Raw genomic sequence first — 20,868 nt, 5'->3', positions numbered from 1 at the left:
TCGGTAATTGGGCGGGCGCGACAGGGCGCCCGACATCAGGGCGACAGGCGTTCGATCTTCCAGGCCGAGCCGTCGGCAACATAGCGCAGACGGTCGTGCAGGCGCGAGGGCCTGCCTTGCCAGAATTCAATGGCGGTGGGCTTCAGGCGGTAACCGCCCCAGTGCGGCGGACGCGGCGGCGCTTCGCCGAAACGTTCGCGGAATTCCTTTTCACGGGCTTCCAGCGCTTCGCGGGTAATGGGCTGGCTCTGGGGCGAGGCCCAGGCGCCGATGCGCGAACCGGCGGGGCGGCTGTGATAGTACGCATCCGATTCTTCGGGGGCGACTTTCTCCACCACGCCTTCGATGCGGACCTGGCGTTCCAGCGGCTGCCAGAAAAACAGCAGGCTGGCGCGCGGTTCGGCCAGCAGGTCCTGGCCCTTGCGGGATTCGTAGTTGGTGAAGAACGTGAAGCCGCGCTCGTCAAAGCCCTTGATCAGGACGATGCGGGCGCTGGGCTGGCCACTGGCGTCGACCGTGGCCAGGGTCATGGCGTTGGGTTCCGGCACCTTGGCGGCCAGGGCTTCGTCGAACCAGCGGGTGAATTGCTCGAACGGCGAGGCGGCGGCCTGGCTTTCCAACAGGACGTTCTTTTCGTAGCTTTGACGCAGATCGGAGACGGACATGGAGGCGTGGGATTCAGCGTGGATAACAGGGAGTTTATACCGCCCGGGCGGTCGCTCCCTTATTGACCCCGCGCAGTCTCGGGCAAGTTTTCCGCCTGGGGGCGGCCAGCGGCGCGGTCAGGCGCCTTCCGGCAGGGTGTGTCCGTCTTCTTCCAGCAGCCGCGCGATGGCGTCCAGCCGGGCGTCATGGATGCCGGCGGCGCGCAGCGCCTGGGCGGTCTGCACCACGTAATCGGTGCAGGGGCCGTACCGACCGGCCGCGCGGCGCACGATGGCCAGCAGCTCGGCGTCGGGCAGCGCGCGGATGTAGGCGGGGTTGTCGCGGTTCATGATGAAGACCAGCGCGCGAACGGGGCCGGCGTCGGTCGTGCAATTGATCCAGCGGGGCAGGTAGGCGCCGGTGGACATCTCGCGCTCCCAAAGCGCCGGGAAATAGGTGGGCACCTGGCTGCCGGCCAGGCGGTAGACCACGCCCCGGCACGAGCCGCCACGGTCCAGGCCGAACACCAGGCCCGGGCATTCCGGCGTGCCCCGGTTCACGCGCGACCACAGGCACAGCGCCCGGTGATGGCCGCGCAGGGTCGCCAGGCGGCGCTCCATGAAGTCGAAATCAGGGCGCCAGATCAGTGATCCGTACCCATATACCCAGACGTCTTCCCCGGCTTGCCAATGGCGCAGCGCGTCATCCAGCGAAGCCTGCCTTTCCTCTGGCGTCCAAAGACGGAAGGGCAGGCTGGCGCCGGCGATGCCGGAGGCGGGGGGAGAGGACTGCATGGTCAAAGCTCTACGGTTTCCGTTCAGATTCGAGCGGGGGATTGCGATTGGCCCAGCCGCCCGCCATCAAGGCCAGCGCATAGGCCCAGAACAACGGGGCGACGCCAATTACCGCACCCAGCGCGCCGAAGGTCAACGGCAGGGACACCTGCGAGCCGTTGATCAGCGCCATGCGCAAACCCACGGCTTCGGCCGCGCGCCCGGGCGGGCTGTGCTGGTGCAAGAGGGAAAGCATACTCGGTTGGCAGCACCCCAAGGCAAGCCCCAGGATGAACGACAGCACGATCAGGACGGTAACGTCGGTGAACAGCGGGTAAAGCATGAAGTCGATGGCGGCGGTGGCCATCGCCACGCGCACCAGCGTCCACGAGCGCACCCGGCGCATGATCAGCGGCAATACCAGGCGGATAACGAACGTTGCCGCCGCGAAGGACGCCAGAATGACGCCGATGGTGGTGGCGGACAGCCCGATCGCCACGCCGAAGATCGGCACCACGAACAAATGCGTGTCCCACGCCCCGGACAAAATGGTGTTGACCATCAGGATGCGGCGCAGGGCGGGCACCGCCAGCAGTTCGGTCACGCGGCGGCGCTGCGCTTCCTTGGCGCCCGACAGTTGCGAATCCACGGCCTTCAATTGGTGACGCAAGGCATACAAGCCGATACCGGACAGGATCGGGCCCAGCGCCAGCAGGCCGAATGCGGTGCGCGTGCCCAGGTTGTCGATGGCCAGCCCGGCGATCAGCGGCCCCGAAAATCCGGACCCTGCCAGCGCCAGGGACATGAAGGAAAAGTTGCGCAGCCGTTGTGCGGGTTCGGCATGGCCCAGCAGGTCCTGCGTGGCCACCTGATGCAGCATGAAGCCGATGCCGATACAGCAGGACGCAATCAGCAAGGCCGTCTGCGTCTGCGAGATAAACGGTAAAGCGGTGCCGATCGCCACCAATGACGTGCCGATGACGAGGGGACGCACGATGCCCACCCGATCGACCCAGCGCCCCGCGCGCACCGAAAACAGCATCGGCAGCACCGCGAACACGGCAACCAGCATGCCCACCTTGAACGTGGACAGCCCCATTTGCAGCGCGGTCAAGGACACGGTGATCCGCCCGCCGGTCAGCGCCACGTGATTCATCATCGCCAGCAGGCACAGCAGCACCGCCCCGGAAAATTCCGGGGAACCAGAGGGCGAGGAGGGGGATCTGTTGGAGGTAGACACGGCGTTAACTGCATTCATTCTGTGCGTATCGTCCCCCTATGTCGAGGCGCGCTTTTTTTGCAGCGCCGCATAATGTTCCTGCGCGTGTTAACAAGATAGGCGCCATCTAGCGGCCAAGTTGCGCGCTTACGGCGCAAGATGCGGCAGGTTGGCGGCATGATGGCGGCGGGCGCCGGCGGCGGGTTTCACCCGCGGACCGCTGCCGTTGTATCGTTCACGCAACGGAACAATCGAATGCGCGCTGCGTCGTGCGGTGCCGCCTTAGTATTTTTTTCCCGTTTCAACCGACGACAGTCCGTTGATTGGCCATCCGGCCCGTTTAGGATGGCGTCCTGGTTCCGCAATACGGGCGGCGTGGCTCGCCCCTTATCCTCTGGTGCAATGAAAAAGTCCCGCAGTAAGTTCAAACGCTACGCCATCATCGCCGTCGTCATCCTCCTGGGGGTGCTGGGCGTGCGCGCCGTGTTCTTCTCGGCACCGCCACCCCCCACCTTCGCGGTGGCGGAAGTCAGCCGGGCCAACCTGGAAGACAGCGTGCTGGCCAGCGGCACCATCGACGCCATCGAGCGCGTCAGCGTGGGCGCCCAGGCCACCGGCCAGTTGAAGTCCTTGAAAGTGGAACTGGGCGACCGAGTCAAGAAAGGCCAACTGGTTGCCGAAATCGACGACCTGACCCAGCAGAACGACCTGCGCAACGCCGAAGCCGCCTTGCAGACCCGGCGCGCTGAGCGGGCGGCCAAGGTCGCCATGCTGAAACAGGCCGAACTGGCGTTCAAGCGCCAGCGCCAGATGCTGGCGGCCGACGCCAGTTCGCGCGAAGCCTATGAATCCGCCGAAGCCACGCTGGGCGTGACCCGCGCCGAGATCGCGTCGCTGGACGCCCAGATCGCGCAGGCGGAAATCCAGGTGGATACGGCCAAGGTCAACCTGGGGTACACACGCATTGTTTCGCCGATCGACGGCATGGTGGTGGCGGTGGTGACCAAGGAAGGCCAGACCGTCAACTCGATCCAGAGCGCGCCCACCATCATCAAGGTGGCCCAGGTGGACACCATGACGATCAAGGCGCAGATTTCGGAAGCCGACGTCACCCGGGTCAAGCCGGGGCTGCCGGTGTACTTCACCATCCTGGGTGAACCCGACGAGCGCTATCACGCCACCTTGCGCGCCGTGGAACCCGCGCCGGACTCCGTCCAGAAAGACGACGCCACCACGTCGATGACCTCGTCCAGCAGCAGCTCCACCACCGCGGCCGTGTACTACAACGGCCTGTTCGACGTGCCCAACCCCGACGAAAAGCTGCGCATCTCGATGACCGCGCAGGTGTTCATCGTGCTGGGCGAAGCCAAGGACGCCGTGGTGGTGCCGGCCTCGGCGCTGGGCAAGCGCGGCGACGACGGCCGCTATGCGGTGCGCGTGGTCCTGCAAGACAACAAGACCGAGGTGCGCCAGGTCAAGATCGGCATGAACAACAACGTCCAGGCGCAGGTGCTGGAGGGGCTGGAGGTGGGCGACCGGGTCGTGTCGGCGGATTCGGCGGCGGCGGCCGGTGCCGCGGCGGCCGGCCCGGCAGCGTCGGGGGCCTGACATGAGCGGTCCGCTGATCGCGCTGTCCGGGGTGCGCCGCGAGTTTCCCGCGGGCGACCAGACCATTGCCGTCCTGAAAGACGTCAACCTGACCATCGAGGCCGGCGAAATGGTCGCCATCGTGGGCGCGTCCGGCTCGGGCAAGTCCACGCTGATGAACATCCTGGGCTGCCTGGACCGCCCGACCCGGGGCGACTACCGCGTTGACGGCCGCAGCACGGGCGAGCTGGACCCGGACGAACTGGCCGAACTGCGCCGCGAGCATTTCGGCTTCATCTTCCAGCGCTATCACCTGCTGTCCGACCTGAGCGCGCAGGGCAACGTCGAAATGCCCGCCGTCTACGCCGGCAAGCGCCGCGAGGCGCGCATCGACCGCGCCGACCAACTGCTGGACCGGCTGGGCCTGGGCGACCGCTCCGAGCACCGCCCCGGCCAGTTGTCCGGCGGCCAGCAGCAGCGCGTGAGCATCGCGCGCGCGCTGATGAACGGCGGCGACATCATCCTGGCCGACGAACCCACCGGCGCGCTGGACACGCACACCGGCCAGGAAGTGCTGCGCATCCTGGAAGAGCTGAACGCGGCCGGGCACACCATCATCATCGTCACGCACGACATGAACGTGGCGCGCCACGCGCAACGCATCATCGAGATCAGCGACGGCGAGATCGTGGCGGACAAGCGCAACCCCGACGCCCCACACCGGGACGCCGCGCGCGACGCACCGCCCGAATTGCCCAGGCGGCCGGCCTGGCAGTCGTACCTGGACCGCTGCGGCGAAGCCTTGCGCATGGCGCTCTTGTCCATGAACGCACACCGGCTGCGCACGTCGCTGACCATGCTGGGCATCATCATCGGCATTGCCGCCGTGGTGTCGGTGGTGGCGCTGGGCGAGGGCTCGCGGCGCAAGATCCTGGAAGACATCAGCGCCATCGGCACCAATACGGTGGAGGTCTTTCCCGGCAAGGATTTCGGCGACGAGAAGGCCGTGAATATCCGCACGCTGGTCGCGGCCGACGCCGATGCCCTGGCGCGTGAACCCTATGTGGACAGCGTCACGCCGGAAGTCGCCACGAGCAACACGCTGCGCTATCGCAACGTGTCGGTCAACGGCTCCATACAGGGCGTGGGCGAACAGTACTTCCGCGTGCGCGCCATCAAGCTGGCAGAGGGCAAGTTCTTCGACGAAACCAGCGTCGTGCGCCGGGCGCAGGAAGTGGTGATCGACGACGGCACGCGGCGGGCGCTGTTCGGCTCGCACACGGAGCCCATCGGGCAGGTCATCTTCCTGGGCTCCATGCCGGCGCGCGTGATCGGGGTGACCGCCAAGAAGGACTCGGTGTTCGGCAACAACGAGTCCCTGAACGTCTGGATTCCCTACACCACGGCCTTGTCGCGCGTGCTGGGGCAGCAGCACCTGAAGAGCATCACGGTGCGCGTCAGCGACGCCACGCCGCCCGCCGCCGCCGAGAAAGCCATCGAGCGCGTGTTGATGCGCCGCCACGTGGTGAAGGATTTCTTCGTGTTCAACACGGACGCCATCCGCAAGACCATCGAACGCACCACCGCCACGATGACGCTGCTGGTGTCGCTGATTGCGTTGATCTCGCTGATGGTGGGCGGCATCGGCGTCATGAACATCATGCTGGTGTCGGTGACCGAGCGCACCCGGGAAATCGGCGTGCGGATGGCGGTGGGCGCGCGGCGCAGCGACATCATGCAGCAGTTCCTGATTGAAGCGGTGCTGGTCTGCCTGATCGGCGGGGCGCTGGGCATCATTCTGTCGCTGGCCCTGGGCGTGCTGGTGTCCAAGGCCACGGGCGGCTCGTTCCAGATGATTTATTCCACGGCATCGATGGTGGCGGCATTTACGTGCTCGACGCTGATCGGTGTGCTTTTTGGCTATTTGCCGGCGCGCAACGCGGCGCGCCTGGATCCCGTCGAGGCGCTGGCCCGGGAATGAGGACGATGAAAGCGGTTTCCCTGATTTGCAAACCTGTCGCGCGGACGTTGGCGCTGGCCTTGGCCCTGCCTTTGGCTTTAGCGGGATGCGGCAGCCTGCTGCGTAGCGACTACGAACCCCCGCTGACCCAGACGCCCGCCGCCTGGACCTACGGTGGAGCGGGGAACTCGCAAGCCCCCTTGGCTGACGGCGGCGCCTGGTGGCGCAATTTCAATGACCCGGTGTTGAACGGGCTGGTCGACGCCGTCCTGGCGCGCAATAACGACCTGGCCGCGGCCGCCATCCGCGTGCGCCGCGCGCAATACCAGGCGGGCCTGACCGAAGACAAGCTGATCCCGCAGTTGGGTGGCGACGCCAACGTGACGCGCAACCGCAACCTGTATGGCGACCGTGCCATCACGCGCGCCAACCAGGCCCAGCTGACCGTCAGCTACGAAGTGGATCTGTGGGGCAAGCTCTCGCGCCAGCGGGACGCGGCGCAATGGGAAGCGCTGGCCACCGAGCAAGACCGCCAGTCCGCCGCCTTGTCGCTGGTGGGCACCACCGCCACGCTGTATTGGCAAACGGCCTTCATCAACCAGCGCATTGCCAGCAGCGAGGAAAGCATCGCCTACGCGCGCCGCACGCAAGACCTGGTGCGCGCGCAATACGCCGCGGGCGGCGCGTCGGCGCTGGAACTGGCCGAAGCCGAGCAGACCGTGGCCAGCCAGCAGGCGGCGCACACCTTGCTGGTGCAGCAGCGCGTGGAATACACCAATGCGTTGACGATTCTGTTTGACGGCCCCCCCGACCGCAGCATGGCCAACCCGCCCCGCCTGCCGGCATACCCGCTGCCCGAGGCCCGCGCCGGTGTGCCGGCGGACCTGCTTGGCCGCCGCCCCGATTTGCGCGCCACCGAGCTGCGCCTGCGCGAGGCGCTGGCCACCGTCGACGCCACCCGCGCCAGCTTCTATCCGCCGGTGACGCTGACGGGCGCGGTGGGCAGCGCCAGCCCCACGCTGTCGAACATGCTGCAAAACCCCGTCGCCACGCTGGGCGTGGGTCTGACGCTGCCGTTCCTGCAATGGAACCAGATGCAGCTGAACATCAAGATCTCGAAGGCCGATTACGAAGAGCGTGTCGTCAATTTCCGGCAGTCGCTGTATCAGGCCATGGCTGATGTGGAAAACGCGCTGTCGAACCGAACCCAGTTGGCCTTGCAGGCCGAGCAGCTTGCGGTGTCGCTACGCGCGGCGCGCGAGGCCGAGCGCCTGTACGAAGTGCGGTATCGGGCAGGGGCCGTGTCCTTGAAGGACTGGCTGGACGCGCAGGAAAAGCGTCGCACGGCCGAGATTGCTCGGGACGAGAACGGCCTGAACCGCCTGGTGAACCAGGTGACGGTGTATCGGGCACTGGGCGGGGATGATGCGGGCTGAGGCTGGGGTTGAAGTTACAAGCTTGATGCCTGCCCTAAAATAGCCGCCATGAACTCGCCCGACCACCCAGCCCCCTCCGCCGACCTGGACCGCCGTTTTGGCGGTCTGTCCCGTTTGTATGGCCCCCAGGCGCCCGCCCGGCTTCAACAGGCACACGTTGCCGTCGCCGGACTGGGCGGCGTGGGGTCCTGGACGGTCGAGGCCCTGGTGCGCTGCGGCGTGGGCGCGTTGACGCTGATCGACCTGGACCACATTGCCGAATCCAATGTCAATCGTCAGATCCATGCGCTGACGTCCACGCTGGGGCAATCCAAGGTTGATGCCATGGCCGAGCGGGTGTTGGAGATCAACCCCGAATGCCGGCTGACGCGCATTGACGACTTTGTGTCGCCCGAGAACGTGGCCGAGGTCTTGCCCGGCCCATACACCGTCATCATCGATTGCACCGACCAGGCCGAGGCCAAGATCGCGATGATTCTGCATGCGCGCGCGCTGGGCGTGCCCATGCTGCTGTGCGGCGGCGCGGGTGGCAAGACCGATCCGCTGGCCTTGCGGGCGGGCGACCTGTCGGCGTCGGTGAACGACGCCTTGCTGGCCAAGCTGCGCAACAAGCTGCGCCGCGAGCACGGTTTTCCCCGCGCCTCCGACCAGAACGGCAAGGCGCTCAAGCGCGTGCCGAAGATGGGCGTGCATGCCCTGTGGTTCGACCAGCCGGCCATTCTGCCCGACGCCTGGACGCGCCCCATCGAGGGCGAAGACGATATGGGCGCGGCGGCGCAGAGCCCCGCGCCGCAGGGCTTGTCTTGCGCCGGTTACGGGTCGGTGGTGACGGTGACCGCGGCCATGGGCATGGCGGCGGCCAACGAAGCGTTGCGGATGGCGATCTGAACGCGGGCCGAGCGGGTTGCTATCGCGGTGGCCACGTGGGCTGCGGCATTGGTAGTCGCAGCGGCCGCTACATCCCCACGAACACCATCCCGTCCTCGATCCTGACCGGGTAGGTCGCCACGTTGTCGCGCAAGGGCGAACACAGCGCCCGCCCATCGCGCACGTCAAAGCGGCCCTGGTGCAGCGGGCATTCGATTTCATGGCCGGTCAAGAAGCCATCGCATAAGCGCGCGTTGCCGTGCGTACAGAGGTTGTCGGTGGCGTAGACCTCGCCGTCCACGCCGTACAGCGCGATTTCGCGGTCGCCCGCCTGCACGGCGATCACGTCGTCTTCGGGCACATCGGCATGGGCGATGGCCTTGATCCATTGAGTAGTCATAGTCATGGCGGTGATCCTGGCTCGGCTAAATAGGGTAGATAAGCGAATTGGGCACCAGCTCGCTGTCGAAGATGCACAGCCGCGATTCAAACTTCAGGCCGTCCGGCGTGCTGCGCACCACGTCCAGGTAGCGGCCCACGTTGAACACCGTGGTCAGTTGGTTGGGCTTGGTGCGAAAGACGGCATAGTTGGCTTCGGATTCGATGCGGTCGCCTTGCACCAGCAACACGCGCGGCGCGCCCACCACATGGCGCTGGTAGTAGGGGTCGTGAAAGATCGTTTCGGTGGCGCCGTAGATGCGGTCTTTCAGCATGGCGCGGCTTTCGAACGCCATGGTGGCCAAGGGGTAGCCGCGTTCGTGATTTTCGCGGGGCAGCACCTTGTAGGTGCAGTCTTCCAGAAAGAAGTCGGGCCATTTCTCCCATTGCTCGGCGTCCAGCGCGGCGGCGTAGTCGGTGTACAGGCAGGTCAGGCGGTAGTAGAGCGGAAAGTCCAGCATCGTCATGCCTCCATCACGCGGCGCCAATACGCATACATGCCGCGTATCAGCGTTTCGGTCACCATGTGGTCGGTGTTCTCGGCGGTCTTGCCGCCCAGTTCCGCCACGCTGCGATGCCACGGTTTCTGTTCAAAACCCGATTGCGAAAATTCAATCACTTCGCCGTCGTCCGCCGATACGAAGCCGGCCGGGCCGAACAGGTTGGCTTGGCGCAGCCGCCGGCGCGTCATCTCGGGCGTATCTTCGGCAAAGCCGAAGTGCGTCCAGACGAAGTCGAAGGCGTCGTGGCCCACGGGCTGGATGTGGCGGGTGGATAGCGAATTGACCTGCTGCTGGATGATCACGCTGGGAAACAACGTCATCAGCACGGCGGTGGGGCCGTTCCACCAGGGCTCCGGCACGATGTCCAGGAAGCGGTCGTCGTTCAGCGACATCTGTTCCTTGAAGCTGGACACGCCGCTGGTGACGCTGCCCTTGCCGCCTTGGCCGCGCGTGGAAATCATGGCGGCGTGGCGGAAGTGGCGGTCCATTTTCAGTTCCGACCGGTTGTCCGCGCGCCACAGCCCGAAGGTGACGAACCAGGTGTGCAGCAGGCCGGGGTGATAGGGGTCCTTGATGTTCTCCTGCATCAGCTTCCAGTTGCCCGGGATGCGCTGGCGGCTGTAGCCATGGATGACCAGTTCACGGCCATCGAAGACACGGTCGAAATAGTGCAGGATGTCTGGTCCCAGATAGTCTTCCAGCGGTTCGGCGTCGTGGTCGAACGAGGCGAACACCACGCCGTTTCGACAGGCCACCGCCAGCTTGGTCAGGCCGTGCTCTTCGGTCTTGAAATCGGGCGGCATGCCGCCGTTGACCTTGCCGTCTTGTTTGACGCCGCGTCGGAAGGGCACGCCGATCAGGTTGCCTTCCAGGTCGTAATTCCATTGGTGATAGGGGCAGACGAATTCGCTGCGGTTGCCGGATCGTTCACGGCAGAACTGCACGCCGCGATGGGCGCACACGTTTTCCACCACGCGCACCTGGCCGCTCTGGTCGCGCAGCAGAATCACCGATCGCTCGCCCACGGCGGTGCGCTTGAAGTCGCCTGGGTTGGGAATTTCGGCTTCCAGACCGACGTAACACCAGTGCGCCCGGTAGAAGAAGCGTTCCAGCTCGCGCTGGTGCAAGGCGGCGTCGGTGTAGACGCCGAAGGGAATACGGTGGGAACCGTCGCCCTGCCAGGGCGGGTCGATGTGCATGGTTTGTCTCCTATTTTTATCGCTTCATCATCGGGCAGCCGATGAAATAAATAAATAGAATCTGATCAATAGAAGACATCACCAACATCAATATTGGTGGAGACAAGCGCATGAACCTGAAAGACGTAGACCTGAACCTGCTGGTCGTCTTCAACGAACTGCACAAGCACGGCCGGGTGTCGGCCGCCGCGCAAAGCCTGGGTATTTCGCAACCCGGCGTCAGCAATGCGCTGAGCCGCTTGCGCAAGCTTCTGGGCGATGAATTGTTCCTGCGCACCTCGCGCGGGATGGTGCCCACGCCTTATGCCGAGGCGCTGGCGCAGCCCATTGCGGATGCCTTGGGTGCGTTGCATGGCACGCTGAACGCGCGCGCCGTGTTCGACCCGGCGCGCAGCGAACGGGCGTTTGTGATCGGCGTGAACGATGTGGGCGAAACCTATTTCCTGCCGCGCTTGATGCGGGCCCTGGACACCGCCGCACCGGGCGTCACGATACGCACGGTGCGTACGACGTCGATTGATGTGCGCGATGAAATGGAACGCGGCCGTATCGACCTGGCCATGGGCTTTCTACCCAGTCTGCAAAGCGGCTTCTTTCAACGCAAGCTGTTCAGCCAGCCCTATGTGTGCATCTTTCGGCGCGACCATCCGCTGGCCCGCTCGGGGGTGACGGCCAAGCAATTCCGCGCGGCCGAGCATGTGGCGATTGTGTCCGAGGGCACGGGGCATGGCGTGGTGGACGAGGTGATAGCCCGCGCCGGCATCCGCCGCCGCTTGCGGCTGACGGTGCCGCACTTCATGGCGGTAGGGCCGGTGCTGCAAGCCACCGACATGATCGCGGTGGTGCCGCGGCGCTTTGCCGATTGCGCCTGTACGCCCTTCGGGCTGGCGACGGCGCCCTGTCCGGTGAAGATTCCCGAGTCGGTCATCAATGTGTTCTGGCACGCGCGCAATCACCGCGAGCCGGCCAATCAATGGCTGCGCCAGGTGGTGGTGGAACAGTTCGCGGATCAGGACGGAGGGGGCAGGCTTCCCGCAGCGCGGCGGTGAACGGCAGGGGAGTCAGGTTTCGCGTCGCGTGGTGGTGAAACGGCAGGGGAGTCAGGTTTCCCGTAGCGCGGCGGTGAGACGGCAGGGGAGTCAGGCTTCCCGTAGCGTGACGGTGAACCAGCCGCGCAGCGCGTTGGACAGGCGGATTTCGTCGGCGTCGTGCAGGTCGGCCAGGGTCAGCACACGCTCGCTTGCGTTGGCGGTGTCCAGCAGTTCACCGCGTTGCACGCCGGGCAGGCAGCCGCTGGATACGGGCGGCGTGTACCAGCGGCCGTCCAGCAGCAGGTAGACGTTGCTGCGGCTGCCTTCGCAGAGCTCGCCGCGTTCGTTCAGGTAGAGCAGGTCAAAGATGTTGGGATGCGCGGGCAGCCATTCGATGGTCTTGGTGTACCAGGGCCGGTGCGTGGTCTTGTAGCGCAGCAGCGGTTCGGACGAGCGCAGCGTTTCGGGCGCCAGCATCACTTCCTGCACGGCGGGCAGCGGGGGCAGCGGGGCGGTCTGGATATGGCGGCTGCCGTCGCGCGCCACCAGCAGGCGCAGCCGGTGCGGGCCTGGCGTGACCAGACCCATGGCGGCGATCATGATGTCGCCTTCAACGGCGCGCCCGGCCCAGGCATAACCCAGATCCTTGCAGGCGGCTTCCAAGCGCTTCAGATGGCGTGCCAACAAGGGCACGCGCTGTTCGGCATCGACCAGGATGGTCTCGATCAATTCGGGTTGCATGGGACGCTCCTGGAAAATCGCGGTTGTGGACCGCGCTCTATGCTACTACCGAGTGGTGGATTGCGGGGGCGTGGTCGTAGGATGGGTGAAGCGCGGCACGCCCGCCCCAAGAACCCCTTCGTCAATCGCGCGTAACCCATCAATCGGCGCCGGATACATCGCAAACGGTGGATGATGGGTTACGCGCGGCAACCGTTCGCGTTCTTGCGCACCCCATCGCGCGCTTCACCCATCCTACGATTGCCGATGCGCCGATGCGCCGATGGGCCGATGGGCCGATGCGCCGATGTACCGATGGGCCGATGGGCCGATGTGCCGATGTGCCGATGTGCCGATGGGCCGATGTGCCGATGTGCCGACGCGCCGATGCGCCGTTGCGCCGATGTGCCGTTGCGCCGATGGGCCGATGGGCCAACACGCCGCTGCGCCCACACGCCGACACGTCGTCGCCCTTCCATCAACCCCGCAATATCCGCGCTTTCCAATGGCATTCCTGCCATTCCTCCGCGGGGTCGGAATCATGCACGATCCCGCCGCCTACGCTATACACGCCGTGGCCGTGCGCATCCAGCACCAGCGTGCGGATCGCGACGTTCAGTGAAAAATCGCCATTTGGCGCCAGCCAGCCGACGCTGCCGCAATACAAACCGCGCGGGGCAGCTTCCATTTGGCGGATCCGGCGCATCGCGGCCACCTTCGGGGCGCCGGTAATCGACCCGCAAGGAAACAGCGCATGCAACACCGCTTGCAGCCCGGCCCCCGGCGCCTCGGCGGAGACTGTGGACGTCATGGTCCACACAGTGGGGTAGCGTTCCAATGAAAACAGCGCATCCACCTTGACCGAACCCGGCTGCGCCAGGCGGCCCAGGTCGTTGCGCAGCAGGTCCACGATCATCAGGTTTTCGGCGCGGTTCTTCTCGCTGGCCAGCAAGGCCTGGCCCAGGCGCGCGTCTTCGATCGGGTCGGGATGGCGTGGCGCGGTGCCTTTCATGGGGCGGGTTGTCAGCCGCGAGCCCTCACGTCGCACAAACAGTTCAGGCGAAAACGACAGCACCGTGCGCTCGCCATCCTGAATGAAGGCGCCATGCGCGACCGGGTTGCGCGCGGCAATGCGCCGGTACAAGGTGGCCGGATCGCCCTGGTATTGCAGGTCCAGCGGCTGGGTGTAATTGACTTGATACAGCTCGCCGTCTTCGATCAGCCCGCGTATGGCGTCGACCTGGCGCACGTAGTCGGCCTCGGTCATGCGCGGCGTGGGCAGGCTGATGGCGGCCGGGGCGCTGGCGGCGTCCGGCGCGTCCCAGGGCGCTTCGTCCACCTTGCGATCGAAGACCAGCGCCGTCAGCCGGGGCCGGCCGTCGTCTTGCGGGGGCGTCCAGGGGCCGGCCGGCGCGGCCAGCGTGGCTTCGGGCAGCAGCCATTCACCCAGTTCATAGTCCAGCAACAGGGCCACCCAATGCCCCTGTTGCCGCGCGGCCTCGATGGCCGCCAGCGCGGGCGCGACGTCGGCGGCGGTGCGCGCCTCGATCCGGGAGCAAAAGCCCTCGAACCGAAACGCGCGGCCGGCCAGCCGGTCTTCAAAACGACAATCCATGCTTGCTACCGCGCTTGATGTGCCAGGAATTCCGTCAGGACACGGCCGGTGTGGGAATGATCGGCCAGGGTCATCACATGTTCCGGCGAGCCTTCGGCCACCAGTTGGCCGCCGCCCGTGCCGCCTTCGGGGCCCAGGTCCAGCAGCCAGTCGGCTTCGGCGATGACGTCCAGATTATGCTCGATCACCACCACCGTATTGCCGGCTTCCACCAGGCGATGCAGCACGTGGATCAGCTTTTCGACGTCGGCCATCGACAAGCCCACCGTCGGTTCGTCCAGCACGTAGAGCGTGTGTGGAATGCGCGAGGCGCGGCCGGTCTTGATCAGCCCATCGGTCAGGCGCGCCTTGGACAGCTCGGTCACCAGCTTGATGCGCTGCGCCTCGCCGCCCGACAGCGTGGGCGACGGCTGGCCCAGCGTCAGGTAACCCAGGCCCACGTCTTGCATCAATTGCAGCGGGCGGTGGATCTTCGGATGCGCGGCGAAGTAGCCGATGGCGTCATCCACTTCCATGGACAGCAGCTCGCCGGCGTTTTTGCCGCGCATCTGCACGCTAAGCGTGTCGCTGTTGAAGCGAGCGCCGTTGCAGGCGTCGCACGGCACTTTGACGTCGGGCAGGAAGTTCATTTCGATGGTGCGCATGCCCTGGCCTTCGCAGATGGGGCAGCGGCCGTCGCCGGTGTTGAACGAGAAGCGCGCCGCTGTCCAGCCGCGCATGCGGGCTTCGCGGGTGTCGGCGAACTGCTTGCGCACGTCGTCCCAGAAGCCCACATAGGTGGCCGGGCACGAACGCGGCGTCTTGCCGATGGGGGTCTGGTCCACTTCCAGCACGCGGTCGATGGCTTCCCAGCCCTTGATGCTCTCGCAGCCGGCCCAGCCCGGCGCCTTGCCTTGGGACACGGCCTGCATCAGGTTGTCCAGCAGCACTTCGCGCGCCAGGGTGGACTTGCCGGAACCGGACACGCCCGTCACCACGCTCAGGCGGCCCACCGGGATCTTGGCGTCCACGCTGCGCAGGTTGTGCAGGCGAGCGCCACGGATCTCGATCATGGGCGTGTCGGCCTCGACCGCGCGGCGGCCTTGCAGCGGATGCGCAAGCGGCGTCTTCAGGTAGCGGCCCGTGATGGATTCCGGCGCGTTCATCACGTCTTCCACCGTGCCTTGCGCCACGACCCGGCCGCCACGGATGCCCGCGCCCGGTCCGATGTCGATGACGTGCGAGGCGCGGCGGATGGTGTCGTCGTCATGTTCCACCACCACCAGCGTGTTGCCGTTGCCCTCCAGACGCGCCAGCGCGTCCAGCAGGATCCGGTTGTCGCGCGGGTGCAGGCCGATGGTGGGCTCGTCCAGCACGTAGCAAACGCCTTGCAGGTTGGAACCCAGTTGCGCGGCCAGACGGATGCGCTGCGCCTCGCCGCCAGACAGCGTGGGCGCGGCGCGGTCCAGCGCCAGGTAGTTCAGGCCCACTTCCTGCATGAAGTTCAAGCGGCCGCGGATTTCCGTCAGGATGTCGCGGGCGATCTCGCCTTCGCGGCCGCGCGTCACCAGCCCGGTGAAGAAGGTGTGCGCGTCCGACACCGGCAGTGACGCCAGTTCGGCAATGGACTTGTCGCGCCAGCGCACGGCGCGCGCCACCCGGTTCAGGCGCTGCCCGTCGCATTGCGTGCAGGCCTTGGCCTCGCCTTCATACCAGGCGTTCCAGGCGGTTTCCTCACCGGTCTGTTCTTCGTCAAAGCCCTGCAATTGCAGGCCCGTGCCAAAGCAGCCCGTGCACCAGCCGTGCTTGGAGTTGTACGAGAACAGGCGCGGATCGGGTTCGGGGAAGCTGGTGCCGCAAGACGGGCACGCGCGTTTCACCGAAAAATGCTGCTGCTGCAAATCGCTGTTCAGCGCTTCGTGCAGCTTGTTCACCGGCCACACCACTGACATCACGCCCTGGCCGTTTTCCAAGGCGCTCTTGACGGCGGCGCGCAGGTCGGCTTCGTTGGCCGGGTCCACCACCACGTCCGCCACGGGCAGTTCAATGGTGTGTTCCTTGTAGCGGTCCAGGCGCGGCCACGGGGCCACGGGAATGAACTCGCCGTCCACGCGCAAATGTGTATGGCCCTTGGAACCGGCCCACTTGGCCAGGTCCGTGTAATAGCCCTTGCGCGCGGTCACCAGGGGGGACAGCAGTCCGATGTGCACGCCCTTGTGGTCGCGCAGCAGGCGGGCCACGATCTGGTCCGTGTTCTGCGGTTCAACGGCCACGTTGCAATCCGGGCAGTACTGCGTGCCCAGCTTCACATACAGCAGGCGCAGGAAATGGTGGATTTCCGTCATCGTGGCCACGGTGGACTTGCGGCCCCCCCGGCTGGTGCGCTGTTCGATGGCCACGGTGGGCGGAATGCCGAAGATGGCGTCCACGTCGGGCTTGCCGGCCGGCTGCACGATGGCGCGCGCGTAGGCGTTCAGCGATTCCAGATAGCGGCGCTGGCCCTCGTTGAACAGGATGTCGAAAGCCAGCGTCGACTTGCCCGAGCCGGACACGCCGGTGATCACGGTGAACTTGTCGTGCGGGATTTCAACGCTGATGTTCTTCAGGTTGTGCTCGCGCGCGTTGCGGATTTCGATCGCCATATTGCCTTGGCGACGCGCGCGCATCACGGATTGCAGCGGCGTGCCATCGCCCGCGCCGCTGGCGTCGGTGGCCACGGCGGCGTCGTTGTACACGGCGGTCGGTTCGGCGATGCGCGCAGTCAGGCCGGCTTGCTCGACTTCTTGCGCGTCGATGTCGCTGGTGACCACCACGTCGGCCGGCAGGATGCTGACTTCGTAATCGCGCAGGGCCGCGCCCGTGTGCGACTTGGGGTTGCCCATCAGGTCCTGCGGCGTGCCCACGCCGATCAGCAGGCCGCCAGCGTCGCCGCCTTCGGGGCCCAGGTCGATCAGCCAGTCGGCCGCGCGGATCACGTCCAGATTGTGTTCGATGACCAGCAGCGTGTGGCCGGCGGCCAGCAGCTTGCGGAACGCGCGCATCAGCCGCGCCACGTCGTCAAAGTGCAGGCCGGTGGTGGGTTCGTCGAACAGGAACAGGCTGCCCTTCTTGGCCACCTTGGCCGTGGAAATACCGCTGCGGGCGGCCTCGGCCAAGTGGCCGGCGAGCTTCAGGCGTTGGGCCTCGCCGCCGGACAGCGTGGGCACGGGTTGCCCCAGCCGCACGTATTCCAGGCCCACGTCGGCCAACGGCGCCAGGCCGGTCTGCACGTCGCGCAGGCCCTTGAAGAAGTCCAGCGCTTCGCTGACCGTCATGGCCAGCACTTCGTCGATGGATGCGCTCTTGCCCAGGTGTTCGACACGCACTTCCAACACTTCGGGGCGGAAGCGCTTGCCGTCGCAGTCGGGGCAACGCAGGTACACGTCCGACAGGAACTGCATTTCCACGTGTTCAAAGCCGGTGCCGCCGCAGGTGGGGCAGCGGCCGTCGCCACCGTTGAAGCTGAACGTGCCGGCCGTGTACGCGCGTTCGCGCGCCAGCGGGGCTTGGGCGAACAGCTTGCGGATGGCGTCAAAGGCGCCCACGTAGCTGGCGGGGTTCGAGCGCGCGGTCTTGCCGATGGGGGTCTGGTCCACCATGACCACGTCCGCAATCTGTTCGGCGCCCAAGAGGCGGTCGAACGCGCCGGGCGATTCCGACGGCTTGCCCTTTTGCTTCAACAGCGCGGGGTACAGCACGTCCTGCACCAGGGTGGACTTGCCCGAACCGGACACGCCGGTCACGCAGACCAGCCGGCCCAGCGGCAGTTCGACGGACACGTTCTTCAGGTTGTGCGCGTTGACGCCTTCCAGCAGCAGGCGCGGCGTGTTCGCCGCCACCGGCATGGGGCGCGGGGCTTCCACGCGCTGGCGGCCACCCAGGTAGTTGCCCGTGAGCGTGTCGGCCGCGCGCAGTTGCTTGGGCGTGCCGTCAAAAACGATGTAGCCGCCGCGTTCGCCGGGGCCGGGGCCGATGTCGATGATGCGGTCGGCGGCCACCATGACTTGCGGGTCGTGCTCCACCACCACCAGCGTGTTGCCGGCGTTGCGCAAGCGGTGCATGACTTCGACCACGCGGTGCATGTCGCGCGGGTGCAGGCCGATGGACGGCTCGTCCAGCACGAACAGCGTGTTCACCAGCGAGGTGCCCAGCGCGGTGGTCAGGTTGATGCGCTGCACTTCGCCGCCGGACAGCGTGCGGCTCTGGCGATCCAGCGTCAGGTAGCCCAGGCCCACGTCGCACAGGAACTTCAGGCGCGCGCGCACCTCGGTCATGAGCAGGTCGGTGGCCGCGTCCAGCGCACCCGAGAACGACAGTTCGTCAAAGAAACGCCGCACCCGTTCGATGGGCAGCAGCATCACGTCATGGATAGACAGGCCGCCGATGTTATTGAGTTGGTCGCGCGACCAGTTGGCGCCGACGGGCATGAAGCGCTGATAGCGGCCGTCTTCGGGCGGCAGCACGGTGTCGGCTTCTTCTTTCGTGCCCAGGCGCCACAGCAGCGCGTCGGGTTTCAGGCGCGCGCCGTTGCAGGTGGGGCAGGGCGTGTAGCTGCGGTACTTGGACAGCAGCACGCGCACGTGCATCTTGTAGGCCTTGGTTTCCAGCCAGTCAAAAAAGCGCTGCACGCCGTACCACTGGTGCTTCCAGGCGTCGTTGCCGCCCTTCCAGTCGGGCGTGCCGTACAGCACCCAGCGCTTGTGTTCCTCGCTCAGGCTTTTCCAGGGCACGCCCAGCGGCACGCCCGCGCGCGGCGCGTACTTTTGCAGTTCGTCCTGGCATTCCTTGTAGGACGGCGTGGTCCACGGCTTGATGGCGCCTTCCATCAAGGTCTTGTTTTCGTCGGGGATGACCAGGCCGAAGTCGATACCGATCACACGCCCAAAGCCCCGGCACGCTTCGCAGGCGCCCAGCGGGGAATTGAACGAGAAGCTGCTGGGCAGCGGGTCGGTGTATTCGATGTTGCAGTCGGCGCAGTGCAGGCGGTCGCTGTATTTCCAGATATGCGCGTTGTCGCCGTCGGCGTTCACGACGTACACGGCCAGGTGCCCGGCGCCCATGCGCAGCGCGGTGTCCAGCGCTTCCATCACGCGCTCGCGCTCGGTGCCGGCAAAGCGGAAGCGGTCCTGGATGACGTGCAGGATGCGGCGTTCTTCGCTTGCGTCCTTGGCGGCCTTGGCTTTCTTGGCGCCTTTCGCGGGCTTGTTGCTTTTGGCGAGGGTGGCGCGCGGCACGGCGGTTTCCTCGGCGTGCACGCGGGTATAGCCCTGCTGCTCAAGAAAGCCGCGCACTTCGTCTTCGGTGAAGTTGGCGGGCACGGCGATGGGAAAGGTCACCACCAGGCGCGGGTCGCCGGCCACGGCGGCGCGTTCGGCCAGCGAGTGGTAGATGGAGTCGGGCGTATCGCGCCTGACCACCTTGCCGCAACCCCGGCAGTACAGCCGGGCGCCGCGCGCGAACAGCAATTTCAGGTGGTCGTTCAGTTCGGTCATTGTGCCGACCGTGCTGCGCGAGCTGCGCACCGGGTTGGTCTGGTCAATGGCGATGGCGGGCAGGATGCCTTCGATGCGGTCAACCTGCGGCTTGTCCATGCGGTCCAGGAACTGGCGCGCATAGGGCGAGAAGGTTTCCACGTAGCGCCGCTGCCCCTCGGCGTAGAGGGTGTCGAAAGCCAGGGAGCTTTTGCCGGATCCCGACACACCGGTCACAACGACCAGTTCGCCGGTGGCAAGGGTAAGGTCCAGGTTCTTGAGGTTGTTCTGGCGTGCGCCAACGATGCGGATTTGGGAGCTCATGGACGGTATCGTAGCGTGAGGTAGGCGCCTGCCCGAGCGATAACCCTTCGCTGGTTCCAAGCGCGGCGATATGGAATAATTGCCTATATTGTGAGGCGCTTGTCCATAATATGGACAAGCTTAGGCGGTGTAGCTGTACAAATAAACAGTATCGCAGATTCGTCTGATATTCGTACTGTCAGGCTTGCGAATTCTGCAGATTCATACTGGATGGCGCTTTGTCATCACGCATGGGTCTTGATCTGGGGACGAACTTGTTGGAAACCAAGGTCGCGGGCGCCGCGGCGTTCGCGAAATTCATGGCGGTGCTGCAAGCCGTGGCCGACGCGCCCGAGCCTCCCACGGCCGCGCTGCTCGCGCGCACTTGCGGTTATCCACGTCCCACCGTCTACCGCATCGTGGCGGCGCTGGCCGAGCAGGGCATGGTTACCGAGTCGGGCGGCGCCTATCGCCTGGGCACGCGCCTGATGTCCTTGGCCAGCCGCGCGTGGTCGCAATTTGACCTGCGTGCCGCCTTGGCGCCCGATTTGCAGGCGCTGCGCGACGCCACGGGCGAAACCGTGCATCTGGCCGTGCCGGCCGGCCACGAAATGATCTATATCGACAAGCTCGAGAGCCCCGGCCCGGTGCGCATGGTGTCGCGCGTTGGCTCGTCGGTTGCCTTGCATTCCAGTGCGGTGGGCAAAGCGTATCTGGCGGCCTTGGATGAGACCGCGCGCGAACGCCTGCTGCGCGGCCTGCCGCTGCCGGCGCGCATGCCCGGCACCGTCACCAGCCTGCCTGCCTTGCGCGCCGTGCTGGACGAAGCGCGCGGCCGTGGCTACGCCATGGACGACCAGGAAAATGAACCCGGTATCGTCTGCTATGGCGTGGCGCTTTGCGACGCGGCCGGCCGGCCCGTGGCAGGCGTCAGCGTCAGCACGCTGCTGTTCCGGCGCCAGCCTGACCCGCAATCCGCCTATATCGATCCCTTGCTGCGGCTGCGCGATGCCGCCGTGGCCAAACTTGCCGTCTTGCCGGTGTCAGCCGGCGGCGCCTGACCGTCAGCCCCAGAGGAATTCC

15 protein-coding genes are annotated in these 20,868 nt (G+C 66.1%); 6 read left to right on the top strand and 9 right to left on the bottom strand.

All coding sequences use genetic code 11. The features are described 5' to 3' along the window. Positions 1-35 precede the first annotated feature (35 nt). The 3 genes from pdxH to CVS48_RS01715 form a co-directional block, all read right to left on the bottom strand. Positions 36-665, bottom strand: a complete 630-nt coding sequence (gene pdxH, locus CVS48_RS01725; protein ID WP_100852990.1) for a pyridoxamine 5'-phosphate oxidase — start codon at positions 663-665, stop codon at positions 36-38. A gap of 117 nt (positions 666-782) precedes the next feature. Then, complete coding sequence (locus CVS48_RS01720; RefSeq protein ID WP_391441741.1) at positions 783-1,445, bottom strand: gamma-glutamylcyclotransferase; 663 nt, start codon at positions 1,443-1,445, stop codon at positions 783-785. 4 nt (positions 1,446-1,449) lie between these two features. Continuing rightward, complete coding sequence (locus CVS48_RS01715; protein ID WP_100852989.1) at positions 1,450-2,658, bottom strand: MFS transporter; 1,209 nt, start codon at positions 2,656-2,658, stop codon at positions 1,450-1,452. Positions 2,659-3,039: 381 nt separating this feature from the next. Here CVS48_RS01715 and CVS48_RS01710 point away from each other — a divergent pair, with 381 nt between their 5' ends. Genes CVS48_RS01710 through CVS48_RS01695 form a run of 4 tightly spaced genes read left to right on the top strand, consistent with a single transcriptional unit; the run spans position 3,040 to position 8,508 of the window. Then, the gene (locus tag CVS48_RS01710; protein ID WP_100852988.1) at positions 3,040-4,245 is read left to right on the top strand and encodes an efflux RND transporter periplasmic adaptor subunit; all 1,206 of its coding nucleotides are present in this window, start codon (positions 3,040-3,042) and stop codon (positions 4,243-4,245) included. 1 nt (position 4,246) lies between these two features. Next, the gene (locus CVS48_RS01705; protein ID WP_100852987.1) at positions 4,247-6,205 is read left to right on the top strand and encodes a MacB family efflux pump subunit; all 1,959 of its coding nucleotides are present in this window, start codon (positions 4,247-4,249) and stop codon (positions 6,203-6,205) included. 5 nt (positions 6,206-6,210) lie between these two features. Further along, positions 6,211-7,620 (top strand): efflux transporter outer membrane subunit, encoded by a 1,410-nt coding sequence (locus tag CVS48_RS01700; protein ID WP_172616212.1) that lies wholly within the window; start codon positions 6,211-6,213, stop codon positions 7,618-7,620. A gap of 48 nt (positions 7,621-7,668) precedes the next feature. Next, entirely contained in the window at positions 7,669-8,508 is an 840-nt protein-coding gene (locus CVS48_RS01695) for a tRNA threonylcarbamoyladenosine dehydratase (protein ID WP_100852986.1), read from the top strand. A 67-nt stretch (positions 8,509-8,575) separates the two neighbouring features. On the opposite strand, the gene CVS48_RS01690 is transcribed toward CVS48_RS01695, so the two are convergent. From CVS48_RS01690 to CVS48_RS01680, 3 genes are read right to left on the bottom strand one after another with little or no spacing between them, the layout of a single operon-like run. Next, a complete protein-coding gene (locus CVS48_RS01690) occupies positions 8,576-8,887 on the bottom strand; it encodes a non-heme iron oxygenase ferredoxin subunit (protein ID WP_100857465.1) in 312 nt (103 codons plus the stop codon). 25 nt (positions 8,888-8,912) lie between these two features. Next, positions 8,913-9,386 (bottom strand): aromatic-ring-hydroxylating dioxygenase subunit beta, encoded by a 474-nt coding sequence (locus CVS48_RS01685; RefSeq protein WP_050448951.1) that lies wholly within the window; start codon positions 9,384-9,386, stop codon positions 8,913-8,915. Positions 9,387-9,388: 2 nt separating this feature from the next. Next, positions 9,389-10,627 (bottom strand): aromatic ring-hydroxylating dioxygenase subunit alpha, encoded by a 1,239-nt coding sequence (locus CVS48_RS01680; RefSeq protein ID WP_100852985.1) that lies wholly within the window; start codon positions 10,625-10,627, stop codon positions 9,389-9,391. 110 nt (positions 10,628-10,737) lie between these two features. Between CVS48_RS01680 and CVS48_RS01675 the strand changes: the two genes are divergently transcribed. Beyond that, positions 10,738-11,676: a LysR family transcriptional regulator gene (locus tag CVS48_RS01675; protein ID WP_100852984.1), complete on the top strand. Its 939-nt coding sequence runs from the start codon at positions 10,738-10,740 to the stop codon at positions 11,674-11,676. 90 nt (positions 11,677-11,766) lie between these two features. Here the strand turns inward: CVS48_RS01675 and CVS48_RS01670 are convergent, their stop codons facing one another. The 3 genes from CVS48_RS01670 to uvrA all read right to left on the bottom strand — a co-directional run bounded on the left by CVS48_RS01670 (position 11,767) and on the right by uvrA (position 19,806). After that, the gene (locus CVS48_RS01670; RefSeq protein WP_100852983.1) at positions 11,767-12,399 is read right to left on the bottom strand and encodes an aminotransferase class IV family protein; all 633 of its coding nucleotides are present in this window, start codon (positions 12,397-12,399) and stop codon (positions 11,767-11,769) included. Between the two features lie 457 nt (positions 12,400-12,856). Further along, positions 12,857-13,993, bottom strand: coding sequence for an aminodeoxychorismate synthase component I (locus tag CVS48_RS01660; RefSeq protein WP_100852981.1), 1,137 nt, complete (start codon positions 13,991-13,993; stop codon positions 12,857-12,859). A 5-nt stretch (positions 13,994-13,998) separates the two neighbouring features. Further along, positions 13,999-19,806 carry an excinuclease ABC subunit UvrA gene (uvrA, locus tag CVS48_RS01655; RefSeq protein ID WP_100852980.1) on the bottom strand — a complete coding sequence of 1,936 codons (5,808 nt, stop codon included), beginning with the start codon at positions 19,804-19,806 and terminating at the stop codon, positions 13,999-14,001. Between the two features lie 254 nt (positions 19,807-20,060). Here uvrA and CVS48_RS01650 point away from each other — a divergent pair, with 254 nt between their 5' ends. Continuing rightward, the gene (locus CVS48_RS01650; protein ID WP_242001126.1) at positions 20,061-20,846 is read left to right on the top strand and encodes an IclR family transcriptional regulator; all 786 of its coding nucleotides are present in this window, start codon (positions 20,061-20,063) and stop codon (positions 20,844-20,846) included. Positions 20,847-20,868: the final 22 nt, after the last annotated feature.

Source organism: Achromobacter spanius, assembly GCF_002812705.1.
GTDB lineage: Bacteria > Pseudomonadota > Gammaproteobacteria > Burkholderiales > Burkholderiaceae_B > Achromobacter > Achromobacter spanius.
Note: the sequence above shows the minus strand (reverse complement) of the source record. Positions and strands in the feature narration are given on the sequence as shown.